Origin of the sequence: Alloprevotella rava (genome assembly GCF_014195585.1) — a bacterium.
Classification (GTDB): domain Bacteria; phylum Bacteroidota; class Bacteroidia; order Bacteroidales; family Bacteroidaceae; genus Alloprevotella; species Alloprevotella rava.
On the sequence record NZ_JACICA010000003.1, the window covers coordinates 263513 to 278677 of the forward strand.

Consider the following 15165-nt stretch of genomic DNA (forward strand, 5'->3'; position numbering starts at 1 on the left):
TCTTTTATCCTAAAATAATCGAGGTTCTTCTACTGCCGGCTTATCCGTCGCTATGAGTTTGTGAGCGGTTCGGCGGCGTTCTTTCTCCAGCGTTTGTGCTTGTCGGCTTGTTTCGGAAGTGAATGTCCATTCGCGGAAACGCTGCCAAACATAGTCGGAGGCTTGAGCTGAAGGATGCAGCATATCGGCTTCGAAGAAACGATAATCGCGCAACTCGTCTGTCACGATTTCGTAGGCAGGAAAATAGAGCGCGTTGTCGTTGACCGTACAAAGTCGGTCGACAGCCAGCATAAGCGTAGACTTTGCTAGTTGGTTGCCGTGCATACCATATTTTGCATAGCGATAAGGACTGATGGTGAAGAGCACTTTCAGCCGTGGAAGTTCGCGCTTAAAGGCTTCGAGCAGCGGATTCCAGGCGTTGCAAATTGTTTCGAGGTCAATGGTTTGTTCTTGAAACGTTGTGGCCAACTCTTTGTGGCAGTTGCCCACCACGTAGCCTTGTGTGCGGTGCAGGTAAGCATGGTTAGTGCCCAGCGTGATGGTGAGAATATCGGCTTCACGCAGTAAGTTGGATGCCTTCTCAAAAGCCTCCATGATTTTCCGCTTACAGTCAATGCGCTCTTGGGCGGAAAAATGCGTTGAATGAAGCCAACTGTGCCACAGCCCATCGCGCCCCTTGAAGATGTAGGAATCTGGAAAGAACAAAGAGCCTTCCAGCAAAATTTCCAACGCCATGCGGATGCTCTCAGGATTATAGAGCACGCCAAAAGGATTGACACACACTTGTCCGTCGGGGAGAGCCTCCTTCATGCGAGCACCTATGCTGTCGGCAAAACAAGAGCCCATCAGTAGGACGCGGCTTGCGGGCGTCACCGTTAGGGCTGTCTTGGGCAAATCAACTATCGTTCTAAATTCCATACTTAGCTGCAAAAATACGTGTTGAGGGAAGAAATAAGCCTATTATCAGTGAAAAAGTTTGTAGTTTTGCACCTCATCATGGGTGGAAAGCCTCAAAAGGAGGCGACATCTGTATTTTTATGTGTATGAAATATCTAATAGTTTCTGATATTCACGGCTCTCTGCCGGCTTTGGAGCGCGTGCTCGATTTCTTCCATAAGGAGCATTACGATATGCTTTGTATCTTGGGCGACATTATCAATTATGGTCCTCGCAATGGTTTGCCTGAAGGCTTAGACCCTAAAGGTATTGTGGAGCGTCTCAACCCTTTGGCTGATCGCATTGTGGCCATTCGTGGAAACTGTGATAGCGAGGTGGATCAGATGCTGCTCGATTTTCCGATACTTAGCGACTATGCGCTGCTTGTTGAGGGCGGGCAACGGATATTCTTGACTCACGGTCATGTGTATGGTGAACAGAATTTGCCGCGTGCCGGTTTCGATGTTTTTATTTATGGGCATACCCATCTGTGGAAACTGGAGCGCGACGAGCAGGGTAGGGTGATTTGCAACACGGGTAGTCCCACTTTCCCGAAGCAACAGCGTCCCGCTACGTTCTGCACGCTGGAGAACGGAAATCTCAGTGTGCGCCTGCTGGACGGAACGATTCTCAAAACAATAACTCTGTGATGTAAATTATCACGGTTGCTTTCTTCTTTTTGTGAGCTTTAATTTACAAACGATTTTCTGGTTCTAGAAACGGAAACAACCTTTTTTTGTGTTTTTTTATCGGCCTGTTCGCTTGTTTTGCTTAATTTGATTGGTCGGAATGCTAAAGAAAGGGGGATTTTTCTCTAAGAAATGCGTTTTTTAGCTTATTCTGTCAGCTGACAGCCTTATTCTATCCGAAAATTTCCTTATTCTATCCAAGAATTTCCTTATTGTATTTTCAATTCCTCGGCGAGAAAATAAAATTCCTCGGCGAGAAATTTTAATTTGCCCTATAGAAATTGAAAATAGGCCTATTTTTTTGATGCAAAAAACGGGCGTTCTTTTCGATCGTAGGCGAAGAAATTGATTTTTGAGCCTCTCTTGAGGCTATAGACTGCGAAAAATGTTGATAAGATAAGATGTAGATAAATTTGTTTTATGCTTCTTTTACAGTAAATGGAGTTATATGACAACTTTATTATTCTCCTAATATCTGTGCGGAATGCTCTTTCACCTTGATTTCTTTCGGGCTCATAATACGCGTGATAACGCCTTGTTCATCGGTGATAAACGTGGTGCGGAACACGCCCATTGTGGTGCGACCGTACATCTTCTTTTCTCCGTACACGCCGAGGGCTTCAACGAGGCGCTTCTCCGTGTCGCAAATGAGCGGGAAGGGGAGTTGATATTTTTCGATAAACTTCTTGTGCGATTTCTCGTCTTGAATGCTGCATCCAAGTACCTTATAGCCTTGTGCGAGGAAACGCTCGTAATTGTCGCGCAGGTTGCAGGCCTGATTGGTGCAACCCGGTGTAGAATCGCGTGGGTAAATGTATAACACTACTTTTGAGCCACTCAGCTCGCTCATTGTCCATTCTTTGCCGTCTTGGTCTACGCCCAGCACTTCCGGCAGCTTTTGTCCTATTTCCATAATTGTAAGTTTAAAATTGAAGCCCCTTTTCTTCTCTCTATGAAGGGAGTGCTCTCTCCTGTAGTTTGAAGCGGAGCGCATTTAGGGGTTATAATTGAATGTCTAAATCGTCTTGAATTCTTTGTAGGAATGCTTCCACGCTTTCTCCCTCGGAGACTAACTGGCGCAGGTCTCTTGCTTGTTTGATAATCTCTCGCGTCATCGCCCCGCGGCAACTCTTGGCATAGATGGCGGGAGAAACCATGCGGCCGTTCTTCTCAATGTAGAACGTGGGCTGAATCACACGCACTTCTTTCTTGACGTGCTTCCAATCGAAGAGGTGCTCCATCTCCTTCGTGGCCAGGTGCACGAGGATTCCATCGTCGGACTGCACGGCACGGATGAGTTCCTCCGTCAGCCGCGGCTTCCAAAAATCAAACATGGTGCGTTCTTCGGTGGCTTCCAACTTCACCTTGCCTTCCATGCGGTAGGGGTGGATGAGGTCGAGCGGTCGCAAAAGCCCGTAGAGAAAAGAAGTAATGAAGAGATGTTCTTGTGCAAAACGGAAGTCATCGGCCGAAAATTCTGCCGCTTTCAAGTGTTTGTAAGCTTGTCCGAAATAGGCCAAAATGGCAGGCATTTTCTCATCCTCTTCTCTGAACGACTGATATCGCAAAAGGTTCTCTGCCGCCAGTTGTGGACTGCATTTCAGTGCGTTTCTCACCTCTTCCACATCCCATTGGCTCACCTCCAGCGCAAAGCGTTCGGCCTCGGCTTCAAAGCGTGGGCGCGAGGTGCAGGGCACCTGCGTATCAGTCTGCGCATTCATTATTTTAGCACAAGCCAGCAGTATTTGCATATATCATCTCTTTTTGATTGTGAAACTTAAGTCTTAGGTTGTTCGTCTTGGTCTTTCTGTTATGCAGATGCTCAATCCCTTTTGTTTGCAAATATAATAAAAACTCGTCTCTCTTTTATCTAAACCTCTTCATATGCATAGGATGAACCGAGATATCATCCGGTTCTGAATATATAAAGAATCAATAAAAAGTGAAGTCTCTGAAGCTTCAGAACTATCATATTTTACTTTTGCAAAGGCTATTTCAGGTTCATTCCCGAATTGCGTTGGTATTTTTCTGTACTCATTAACACCAGTACAATTTTGGGATGAACCCTTTATTTTTCTCTTTGCAAGCGTTGAGGGAGTAAAGATATGCGTGAGCAGAAGTGGATGCTGTGCGATACAGTTGATGGTGGTGGATAGAAATTGTTGCTTCTATTATCACTCCTACCAGTAAAAACTTGATTTTTGTTGTCACGTTGTTGTCACGCACCCAATCCATAGATTTTCAGTTAGTTATACTCAAATTGTGACGACGTGACGGCGTGACAACAAAAAAACAAACTCGGGAGAGGAGTGTGTTTTCTCTTAGTTGCGGCCTTATTTGTCGCGCTCACAAATACAATAAGGGCGTCGGCTGACGCAATAAGGCTGTCAGCTGACAGCCTTATTGTATTTTCAAACGCACTAAGGATATTTGCGGGAGGGTTGAGGTTAGTGGGACTCAAGGATAACACCAATGCAATTCGGGGATGAATCAAAAGAATAGGCATATTCATTGATGGATTCTATCCCTTATATTAAATATGAATACTCCTATTTTCCTCTGTCTTTTTTCTTGCGTATTCTGAATAAACAAAAAAATGCACTTTTCTTGTTCTTATTTTTAACAGAAAGCCTGCTTATGAGCTGCCTTACCTCCTTTGAAATTTCCCAAACCAGCTTTCAAACTGCAGAAAAGTGTGCGCAGATATGAAGAGCACAGTGTAGGAAAGTTCATCGTATAAGGCTATCTTTTTGAAACATTACTATTTCTCTGTCAGCCACGTACGATGAGAAAGTATTATCTTTGCAGCGAAAATTAAAACTTTATGAGCAATGAACGCAATTAAACTTGACATCACGAAAGCTGCTCAGTTTCTGAATACTGACGCAGTGGCTGCTTTAGGGCCCGAAGTAAAGAAGGCTCACGAATCACTTGAGAACGGAACTTGCCCGGGCAATGACTTCCTCGGTTGGCTGCATCTGCCTTCCAGCATCACCCCCGAAATTTTGGCCGACATCAAGTCAACGGCACAGACGCTTCGCGAAAACTGCGAGGCTATCGTAGTGGCTGGTATCGGTGGTTCTTATCTCGGTGCACGCGCTGTTATCGAATGTCTGAAAAATAATTTTGAAGAACTAACGCCCCGCATTCTCTTTGCTGGTAATAATATCAGTGAGGACTATCTGAGCGAACTCACCACTTATCTCAAAACTCGCAAATTTGGCGTTATAAACATCAGCAAGTCGGGTACTACCACCGAAACGGCCCTCACTTTCCGTTTGCTCCGCAGCCAGTGTGAAGAGCAGCGCGGTAAGGAAGAGGCACGCAAGGTTATTGTTGCTGTGACCGATGCTAAAAAAGGTGCTGCCCGCGTAACGGCCGACAAAGAAGGCTATAAGAGCTATGTGATCCCCGACAATGTTGGCGGTCGTTTCAGCGTGCTCACTCCCGTAGGCCTCCTGCCCATTGCTTGCGCAGGCTTCGATATTGAAGAACTTGTACGCGGTGCTCAAGACATGGAGAAACTCTGCCAAACAGCTCCTTATGCTGAGAATCCTGCAGAACAATATGCCGCTATTCGCAACCTGCTCTATCGTGCAGGCAAGAATATCGAAATCCTCGCCAACTATCAACCAAAGCTCCACTACGTCAATGAATGGTGGAAGCAGCTTTATGGAGAGAGCGAAGGCAAGGACAACAAAGGAATTTTCCCCGCTGCTGTAGATCTCACCACAGACCTACACTCTATGGGTCAGTGGATTCAGGAAGGCGAACGCAACATCTTCGAGACGGTTGTTTCTGTTGAAAAGTCAAAGTACACAGTTCTCTTCCCCCACGATGAGGAGAATCTCGACGGTCTGAACTTTCTCGAGGGTAAGCGCGTGGACGAAGTCAACAAGATGGCAGAGCTGGGCACACAGTTGGCTCACGTAGACGGCGGCGTCCCCAATATCCGCATCAGCGTACCCGAACTGACAGAGTACTACATCGGTCAGTTGCTCTATTTCTTTGAGGTAGCGTGCGGTATTAGTGGTAACTTGCTGGGTGTTAATCCGTTCAACCAACCGGGCGTTGAGAGCTACAAGAAGAATATGTTTGCACTGCTCAACAAGCCGGGTTATGAGGCAGAGAGCAAAGCTATTCGTGAACGTCTGAACAAGTAAGAGAGACACAGATGTCCCCTTCGTCTTCCCACGTAGGAAGGCTGAGGGGATTTCTCGTACATAACTGATGACTTATACATCTAATAATATAACAGCCCCTGAATCTTTCCTTTCGGAGAAATTCAGCGAGGCTGTTTTTGCTTATTTGGAACAGAGCGGCTTTGAGCGTTTTGAGCTAAAAGCCGTACTTTTCGACATGGATGGAGTCCTTTTCGATTCGATGCCTAATCATGCTAAAAGTTGGGCAGAAGTGGGGCAACTTTTCCGCTTGGGCGTGACGCCTGAAGATGTCTACCTCAACGAGGGACGCACTGGGGCTTCCACCATCAACAGCTTTGCCCGTCGCGACTGGGGACGAGAGGCTACGACAGAGGAGATAGAAGAAATCTACGCTGAGAAGTGCCGACTCTTCAACGAATGCGGAATGGCGCAGAATATGCCCGGAGCAGAACGTGTGCTCAATGCAGTGCGCAATGCTGGCCTTCAGATTCTTGTGGTGACGGGAAGCGGACAGACCTCATTGCTTGAGCGCCTGCAAACCCACTATCCTGGCTTTTTCAACCCCGAGCATATTGTGTCGAGCAAAGACTGCCGTCACGGCAAGCCCCATCCTGATCCGTACCTTTTAGGATTGGAGAAAGCTGGCGTTCAGCCTTGGGAAGCACTTGTTGTAGAGAATGCGCCCTTAGGCGTTCAAGCTGCCCGCGCGGCTCAGATATGTACTATCGCCGTCAATACGGGACCGCTTTCCAACGAGACGCTCCGCGATGCTGGCGCAAATATTCTGTTCCCCTCCATGACGGCTTTAGCCGATGAATGGAGAGGCTAAAACTTTTTCTTCCAGTGGGGGGGAGATTCCTCTCCTGCTCGGATTTCTCTGAGAAAATATAGTAATTTCCACTCACTTTGACTCTCAACGAAATTCTTCCACTCTACGCCGCTCACCCACAGGTAGCAGCACTGGCTAAAATAATTGGAGAAAGCAGTCCGCGACTCACTTTTTGCGACGGGCTTCACGGCTCAGCTGCCGCCATGGTTTTTGCCGCCCTCACGTGCCGACGCATCAAAGGAAAACCCTATCTCTTCGTGCTCAATGATGAAGAGGAGGCGGGGTATTTCTATCACGACCTCACACAGATGCTGGGCGATAAGAATGTGCTCTTCTTTCCTTCCAGCTATCGCCGTGCTGTGAAATACGCGCAGCGGGATGCTGCCAACGAGGTGCTTCGCACGCAGGTACTCAATGCGTTAGCGGACAGAAGTGAGCAATATCTTTTTATCGTTACCTACCCTGAGGCATTGAGCGAACGTGTTGCGCCAAAAGTTTCGTTTGAGTCGCGCACCGTCAAGATTCAGGAAGGCGGCAACTACGACCTTCCGCAGCTCGAGCGGCAGCTGCTGGAGCTTGGTTTCCGCCGCGTGGACTACGTTTACGAGCCTGGAGAGTTTGCCGTACGCGGTAGTATCTTGGATGTATTCAGCTATTCCTCCGAATATCCTTATCGTGTCGATTTCTTCGGCGATGATGTGGAAACGATTCGTACGTTTGAGGTGCAGACGCAGCTGTCTAAAGATCGCTTGAAAGATGTTACCATAGTGCCCGAAATGGAAGGTGGCGATTCGGATTTAGTACCGTTCACGGACTATCTTCCAACGGATGCTTTACTGGTAGTGAAGAATTTAGTTCTCATTACTGATACTATACAAAAGGTTTTTGATGAAGGGTTTGCCAAACAAGCCTACATCGAGAAAAAGGATAACAAAGAACGCCCCGAGTGGGAAATTTACGAAGAAGAAAAGGCATCAATCCGTGCTCCTCAAATGACAGAGCCTGCAACGGATCTCAACAAGCACCGCCTGCTTGTGTCGGGGCGCGAACTGAGCAAATCTCTCCTCGCCTTGCAGCGCATCGAAATGGGCAATGCTCCGTCCGATGCGCCAAAAGCTCGCCTGCATTTCAAAACACAGGTGCAGCCCATCTATCATAAGAACTTCGAGATGGTCAAGACTTCGTTCAACGATTTCCGCGACCGCCACTATCGCATTTATATTGCAGCCGACAGCGGGAAGCAGAACGAGCGCCTGACAGAGATTCTGGTCTCACTTCCCACAGATGCCACGATGCAGACCTCCGCTTCATCGGCCGATGCACCGCTTTTTACCCCCGTTTTGAAAACTTTGCACGAGGGTTTCTCCGATGAAGACTTGCAGGTGTGCTTCTTCACCGACCATCAGATATTCGACCGATTCCACAAATACAACCTAAAGAGCGACCACGCCCGCGACGCCAAGATGGCCCTTACGCTGAAAGAGCTGATGCAGTTTCAGCCGGGCGATTTCATCGTACATATCGACCACGGCGTGGGACGCTTTGCCGGATTGGTGCGTATGCCCGCTGCCGATGGTACGCAGCAGGAGATGATTAAGTTGACCTACCAAAACGACGACATCGTCTTGGTGAGCATCCATTCCCTCCACAAACTCTCCAAATACAAGGGGCGCGAGGGCGAAGCCCCCAAACTGAGCCGCTTGGGCACGGGAGCTTGGGAAAAATTAAAGGAGCGCACCAAGAAGAAAATCAAAGACATTGCTCGCGACCTCATCAAACTCTATTCAAAGCGCAAAGAGGAAAAAGGCTTTGCTTACAGCGCCGACACCTACTTGCAAAACGAGTTGGAAGCCAGTTTTGTCTACGAAGACACGCCTGACCAGCTCAAAGTGACGCAAGAAGTGAAAGCCGACATGGAGAGTGCGAAACCAATGGATCGTCTGGTTTGTGGCGATGTGGGCTTTGGTAAAACGGAGATTGCCGTGCGGGCAGCGATGAAAGCCGCAGCCGATGGAAAACAAGTGGCCGTACTCGTGCCTACAACCGTTTTGGCGTTGCAGCACTTCAAGACGTTTGAGAAACGTTTGAAGAACTTCCCCGTGCGCGTGGATTATCTCTCTCGCGCTCGTACGCCGAAACAGGTGCGCGAACTCTTGACCGATTTGGCCGAGGGGAAAATCGACATCCTTGTGGGCACTCACAAACTCATCGGCAAAAGTGTGAAATTCAAAGACCTTGGGCTTCTCATCATCGACGAGGAACAGAAATTCGGTGTTGCCGTCAAGGAGAAACTCCGCCAGCTGAAAGTGAATGTAGATACGCTCACCATGTCGGCCACACCCATTCCGCGCACTTTGCAGTTCTCTCTGATGGGCGCGCGCGACTTTAGTGTTATCCAAACGCCACCGCCCAACCGCCGCCCGATACAGACAGAGGTACACACCTTCAGTCACGAAATCATTGCCGATGCCGTCAATTTTGAAATGAGTCGGAACGGACAGACTTACATCGTTACTCACCGCGTTTCGGCTCTTAACAACCTCAAAGAATTGGTTAAGAAATATGTGCCCGATGCCCGCGTGGCTATCGGTCACGGACAGATGCCTCCTGCCGAATTAGAGAAAATCATTCTGGGCTTTGCCAACTACGATTACGACGTACTCATCTCCACCACCATCGTGGAGAACGGTATCGACATCAGTAATGCCAATACCATTATCATTGATGCCGCCAACCATTTCGGGCTGAGTGATCTCCACCAGATGCGCGGCCGCGTGGGGCGCTCGGATCGCAAGGCGTTTTGCTACCTCCTAGCGCCACCTCTGGCGCATTTGAGCGAGGAGAGCCGCCGCCGACTGCAAGCCATCGAGGAGTTTAGCGATTTGGGTTCTGGCATACACATCGCTATGCAGGATCTCGACATCCGCGGAGCTGGCAATCTCTTAGGCGCGGAGCAGAGCGGTTTTATTGCCGACTTAGGTTACGAAACCTACCAAAAGATTTTGGCAGAAGCGGTCAGCGAACTCAAAAACGACGAGTTTGCAGAGTTGTACAAAGAAGAGTTGCAACACTCGGCTCTCACGGGCGATTTCTTTGTGGATGAATGCAATGTGGAATGTGATCTGCATGCGTTCTTCCCCGAAACCTATGTGCCGGGAGCCAGTGAGCGTATGCTGCTCTATCGCGAGCTGGACGGTCTTACTACCGACGAGCAAATTGCGGATTTCCGCCAGCGCATGACCGACCGCTTTGGCGCATTGCCGCCCGAAGGCGAGGAACTCTTGCGCATCGTACCTCTGCGCCGCCTTGGTCGTAAGGTGGGAGCTGAACGGTTAATACTAAAAAATGGGCGCATGACACTTTATTTCGTTTCGAAATATGACTCGCCATTCTATCAGAGTTCCACGTTCGACCGCCTCATTCAGTACGCCGCGCAAAACTATCGCACTACTGAACTAAAAGAAAGTGCGGGCAAACGCCGTATGGTTATTAAAAGTGTGCCTACGGTAGGGCGTGCCCTCAGCCTGCTCCAACAAATCACGGAATAAGGTTTTTGCAATAAGTACAAAGAAAAAACCTCAATACAACTCATCCAAAAAAAACATCAATACACACCGATATGAACTTTAAAACATTCTTTCTCTCTTCGAAGAAAGCCAAGCAAATCAATCCTCTCTACTTGATTGGCGGCCACTTCTTGTCGTTGTATCTCATCATTGGCTTTGTGCTGCGCATCGTGCTCATGGCGTTCTCGCCAGCCGATGCCACCTACACGGCAATGGGCATACTGCGCGGTCTCTCCATCGGCTTTTTGTCCGACCTTGGTATGGGGCTGCTTCTCCTCGTTCCGCTCTTTGTTTTCTATGTAGGGCTCAACGAATACAAGTATAAAAAATACGCAGCCATCTCCATCTGCCTGCTGCTCATTGCTGGATTGGCCTACGCCTTTTGGCCTGGATCCATTTTCCGCCAGTACGGCGGTGGTGCTCCGCGCATTGCCCAGATTTTCTTAGGGTGGAAACTCTTGAGTTTCTCCCTCCGCGCCTTCATTCCGCGCATACGCAAAACATGGCGCGCCTGCACGCTCTATCTCACATGGGGCATCTACATCCTTTTGCTATTTATGGTTGCGGCAGGCGAATTCTTCTTCTGGGAGGAATTTGGCGTGCGCTACAACTTCATCGCTGTGGACTATTTGGTCTATACGAACGAAGTCATCGGTAACATTATGGAGTCCTATTCCATTGCGCCCCTAATGGCCGTCCTCCTACTGGCCACACTGGGTCTCATCTTGGCAGCCGTGCGCAAAAGCCGTTTCCAGTTGGAGGGAAATTACAGTCTCCGCCGCTTTGGCTTTGAAACGCTTTTGGCTGTGGTGCTTGTTGGCGCGGGCTTTGGAGCTACCTCACTGACACATAATCTGGATGCCAACAATCAGTATGTCACGCAAATCGAGCAGAATGGTGCTTACGATTTTGTGCGGGCTTTCTTGAACAACAAACTGGAGTATGACAAGTTCTACACGATGCTCCCACCAGCACAATGCGAGGCGCTCTACCGCCAACAAACGGGCTTGGATGCCAACGGGACGAAGCAACTCTCGGATGGACAAGGAGCTGAAAAATGCAATATCGTGCTGATCACGGTAGAGAGCTTGAGCGCCGACTTCCTTACGCGCTACGGAAACAAGGAGGGACTGACGCCTTACATCGACCGCCTCATGGCGCAGAGCCTTGTTTTCGACAGCCTTTACGCTTGCGGAAATCGCACCGTAAGAGGCTTGGAAGCTCTTTCGCTTTGCGTTCCGCCCCACGCAGGGGAGAGCGTCATCAAGCAGAAGAACAACCGCATGGGCGCACTCTCTGTGGGCTATCAGCTCCGTAAGTTGGGCTACACCACACAGTTTCTCTATGGTGGCTACAGCTATTTTGACAACATGGGCGACTATTTCTCCCACAATGGCTACGAGGTGATCGATCGCTCCAATATAGCCAAGCAGAATATCACCTTTGCCAATATTTGGGGCGTTTGTGATGAGGATATTTTCAACAAAGGATTGGAAGTGTTTGATGCCAACGCGAAAACGGGGAAACCGTTCTTTGCACAATTCATGACAACGAGCAACCATCGCCCCTACACTTATCCCACGGAGAAAATACACGTGGAGGGAAATCCCCATACTCGCAACGCTGCGGTGAAGTACACCGACTATGCCATCGGGGACTTCCTCAATAAGGCCGCAAAGAAACCGTGGTTCAAGAATACTGTGTTCATCGTCATTGCCGATCACTGTGCTTCGAGCGCAGGGAAAACCTCGCTACCGCTGGAGAAATACCACATCCCCTGCCTCATCTTCAGTCCGGGACGCATCCAGCCACAAACTGTTAGCAAGGTGTGCTCGCAAATCGACATTATTCCCACGCTCTTCACCATGCTCCACCTCCCTGCCAAGGTGCAGTTTGCAGGCAACGATATTCTTTCGCCCAATTTCAAGGAGCGGGCTTTTCTCGCTACCTATCAAGATTTGGGCTACTATGAGAACCACATTCTCACGGTGCTTTCGCCGGTACGGAAAGTGCAGCAATACGCCGTTAGCCCGCTTCCCGACGGCACTTTTGAAGAGACGCTACTCAAAAAGCAAAACATAGAACTGACGCAAAAAGCTGTAAGTTTCTATCAAACTGTGAATAAATAAAACTTCTTTTGCAGCCTCTTCCCCACTTGGAGAAGGGGCTGTTTGCTGATTGGTTGAAACCGTCGCCTCCCAACGCCCCTTACTCAACTTGAAAGTCTGCCGCACCGCAAGAAACTTCGTGGTGACAATCGCCACAAAGATTGTAAACAGAATTCGTATTCTAACGGAGCGAGAATGGCTTCAAAACCCAATCGTAGTAAGTGGGGCATCAGATAGCTCTGACTCGTCCTGCTCATCCAATAAGCCTATCGGCAAATACAATAAGGCTATCAACTGACACAATAAGGAAGTCAGCTGACAGCCTTATTGCATTCTCGAACAGAATAAGGAAAAACACAAGCATTCGGCACGCCAAAACAACTGAAATTATAAGAAATCGGCTCATTTCCCGTCTGTTTTCCAAGAAAAATGAGATGCGCGTTATTGCGACTCTCCTTTTTTATGTTTTACAGCTTCTTTTTCTCCTTTTCATTAAGTTACGCTGCGCTAAAACGGAAAAGTCGTCTGTAAAGTATAATTACCCTTACCAGCACATTATCGTTTCGTATCATTCCATAAAAGAAGCTACGCACCTCTTCTACTTTGGCGCACAGTTTGCAATAGCTGTTCACAGATAAAGAGTAAAAAGGTGTCGCCGTCTGAGCATGGCTCGTCATTCGCAAGCACGCATTGGACAAAATAACCTGAAATAGCAGAAAATCGAGAGGATATAGGCATTTCCATTACCCCTCCTCTCAACAACTTTAATAGGAAAGCAATAAAAAAAGCCCTTTTCTCTGTCAGTCTTCAGTTTTGGCACACCTCTTGCAAATAAGATAGGCAAATCACAAAAAGGTGTGTGGAAGTACCACACCTTAATAATTTAGATAATAACAAAAATAAAAAAATACAATTATGGGAAAGATTATTGGTATTGACTTAGGTACGACGAACAGCTGCGTTTCCGTTTTCGAGGGTAACGAGCCCGTCGTTATTACGAACAGTGAAGGTAAACGCACAACTCCTTCTATCGTAGCATTTGTTGAAGGTGGCGAACGCAAAGTGGGCGACCCCGCAAAGCGTCAGGCCATCACCAACCCGAAGCGTACGGTTTATTCTATCAAGCGCTTTATGGGCGAGACTTACGACCAGGTGGCAAAGGAAATCTCACGTATGCCCTACGAGGTTGTGAAGGGTGAAAATAACACTCCGCGCGTTAAAATTGACGACCGCCAGTACACACCGCAGGAAATCAGTGCGATGATTCTGCAAAAGATGAAGAAAACAGCTGAGGATTACCTCGGACAGGAGGTAAAAGAAGCCGTAATCACGGTTCCGGCCTACTTCTCCGATTCTCAGCGCCAGGCAACGAAAGAAGCTGGCCAGATTGCCGGTCTCGAAGTAAAGCGTATCGTGAATGAGCCTACTGCAGCTGCCCTTGCCTATGGTTTGGACAAGGCTAAGAAGGACATGAAGATTGCCGTATTCGACCTCGGTGGTGGTACGTTCGATATCTCTATCCTCGAATTGGGTGGAGGCGTATTTGAAGTTCTCTCAACAAACGGTAACACTCACCTCGGTGGTGACGACTTCGACCATGTTATCATCAACTGGTTGGTAGAGGAATTCAAGAATGATGAGGGCGCTGATTTGACGCAAGACCCGATGGCGATGCAGCGTTTGAAAGAAGCTGCTGAAAAGGCTAAGATTGAGCTGTCCTCTACTACGACAACAGAAATCAACCTGCCCTACATCATGCCAGTAGGCGGTGTTCCCAAGCACCTCGTTAAGACGCTGACACGCGCTAAGTTTGAGCAACTATCTCACCAGCTCATCGAAGATTGTAAAGTACCTTGCCAGGAAGCACTGCAGAGTGCAGGTCTCAACACTAACGAAATCGACGAGGTGATCCTCGTGGGTGGTTCCAGCCGTATTCCTGCCGTTCAGGAAATGGTGAAGAACTTCTTCGGCAAAGAACCCAGCAAGGGCGTTAACCCAGATGAGGTAGTAGCCGTAGGTGCTGCTGTTCAGGGTGCTATTATGAATAAGGAACAGGGTGTAGGCGACATCGTTCTCCTCGACGTTACTCCGCTGAGTCTCGGTATCGAAACGATGGGTGGCGTTATGACAAAACTGATTGAAGCCAATGCTACCATTCCTTGCAAGAAGAGCCAGGTGTTCTCAACTGCTGAAGACAACCAGCCCGAAGTAACCATCCACGTGCTCCAGGGCGAGCGTCCAATGGCCGCTCAGAACAAGAGCATCGGTCGCTTCAACCTCGCCGGCATCGCTCCCGCTCGCCGCGGTATTCCTCAAATTGAAGTAACGTTCGACATCGACGCCAACGGTATCTTGAACGTAAGTGCTAAGGACAAAGCTACGGGTAAAGAACAGGCCATCCGCATCGAAGCATCTTCAGGCTTGAGCCAGGAAGAAATCGACCGCATGAAAGCTGAAGCACAAGCCAACGAAGAGGCCGACAAGAAGGAGAAAGAGCGCATCGACAAGCTCAACCAGGCTGACTCTATGATCTTCCAGACTGAAAACCAGCTCAAAGATTTGGGCGAGAAGCTCCCCGCCGACAAGAAGTCTGTCATCGAGGCCGCTCTCCAGAAGCTGAAAGACGCTCACAAGGCGCAAGAAATCGACGCCATCGATGCTGCCATCAAAGAGCTCAATGATGCTTGGCAAGCTGCCAGTGCAGAAATGTACCAGCAAACAGGTGGTGCTCAACAGCCCGGTGCTGACGCCGGTTTCCAAGGTGGTGCTCAGCAAGGCGCTCAACCTAAAGACGACATCCAAGATGCCGACTTCGAGGAAGTGAAGTAAAAGTGCTAAAAAACGCTAATCAAAAATAAGTAAATCCCAGTAACT

10 protein-coding genes are annotated in these 15165 nt (G+C 48.6%); 7 read left to right on the forward strand and 3 right to left on the reverse strand.

The window, feature by feature from the left end:
• Positions 1 to 9: 9 nt before the first annotated feature.
• Positions 10 to 918: a GSCFA domain-containing protein gene (locus FHS60_RS04565; protein ID WP_183695638.1), complete on the reverse strand. Its 909-nt coding sequence runs from the start codon at positions 916 to 918 to the stop codon at positions 10 to 12.
• 125 nt (positions 919 to 1043) lie between these two features.
• Between FHS60_RS04565 and yfcE the strand changes: the two genes are divergently transcribed.
• Positions 1044 to 1586, forward strand: a complete 543-nt coding sequence (yfcE, locus tag FHS60_RS04570) for a phosphodiesterase (protein ID WP_183695641.1) — start codon at positions 1044 to 1046, stop codon at positions 1584 to 1586.
• Positions 1587 to 2085: 499 nt separating this feature from the next.
• On the opposite strand, the gene FHS60_RS04575 is transcribed toward yfcE, so the two are convergent.
• Positions 2086 to 2538, reverse strand: a complete 453-nt coding sequence (locus tag FHS60_RS04575; RefSeq protein WP_009346954.1) for a peroxiredoxin — start codon at positions 2536 to 2538, stop codon at positions 2086 to 2088.
• 88 nt (positions 2539 to 2626) lie between these two features.
• Positions 2627 to 3376, reverse strand: a complete 750-nt coding sequence (locus FHS60_RS04580) for a YaaA family protein (RefSeq protein WP_183695644.1) — start codon at positions 3374 to 3376, stop codon at positions 2627 to 2629.
• Positions 3377 to 4456: 1080 nt separating this feature from the next.
• Between FHS60_RS04580 and FHS60_RS04585 the strand changes: the two genes are divergently transcribed.
• The 6 genes from FHS60_RS04585 to dnaK all read left to right on the forward strand — a co-directional run bounded on the left by FHS60_RS04585 (position 4457) and on the right by dnaK (position 15120).
• Entirely contained in the window at positions 4457 to 5788 is a 1332-nt protein-coding gene (locus FHS60_RS04585; RefSeq protein ID WP_183695647.1) for a glucose-6-phosphate isomerase, read from the forward strand.
• Positions 5789 to 5855: 67 nt separating this feature from the next.
• Positions 5856 to 6617 (forward strand): inorganic diphosphatase, encoded by a 762-nt coding sequence (locus FHS60_RS04590; RefSeq protein WP_244957429.1) that lies wholly within the window; start codon positions 5856 to 5858, stop codon positions 6615 to 6617.
• 77 nt (positions 6618 to 6694) lie between these two features.
• Entirely contained in the window at positions 6695 to 10165 is a 3471-nt protein-coding gene (gene mfd / locus FHS60_RS04595; RefSeq protein WP_183695650.1) for a transcription-repair coupling factor, read from the forward strand.
• 71 nt (positions 10166 to 10236) lie between these two features.
• Entirely contained in the window at positions 10237 to 12312 is a 2076-nt protein-coding gene (locus FHS60_RS04600) for an LTA synthase family protein (RefSeq protein ID WP_183695654.1), read from the forward strand.
• 49 nt (positions 12313 to 12361) lie between these two features.
• Positions 12362 to 12589: a hypothetical protein gene (locus FHS60_RS04605; RefSeq protein ID WP_183695657.1), complete on the forward strand. Its 228-nt coding sequence runs from the start codon at positions 12362 to 12364 to the stop codon at positions 12587 to 12589.
• A 617-nt stretch (positions 12590 to 13206) separates the two neighbouring features.
• Positions 13207 to 15120 carry a molecular chaperone DnaK gene (gene dnaK, locus FHS60_RS04610; RefSeq protein WP_183695661.1) on the forward strand — a complete coding sequence of 638 codons (1914 nt, stop codon included), beginning with the start codon at positions 13207 to 13209 and terminating at the stop codon, positions 15118 to 15120.
• Positions 15121 to 15165: the final 45 nt, after the last annotated feature.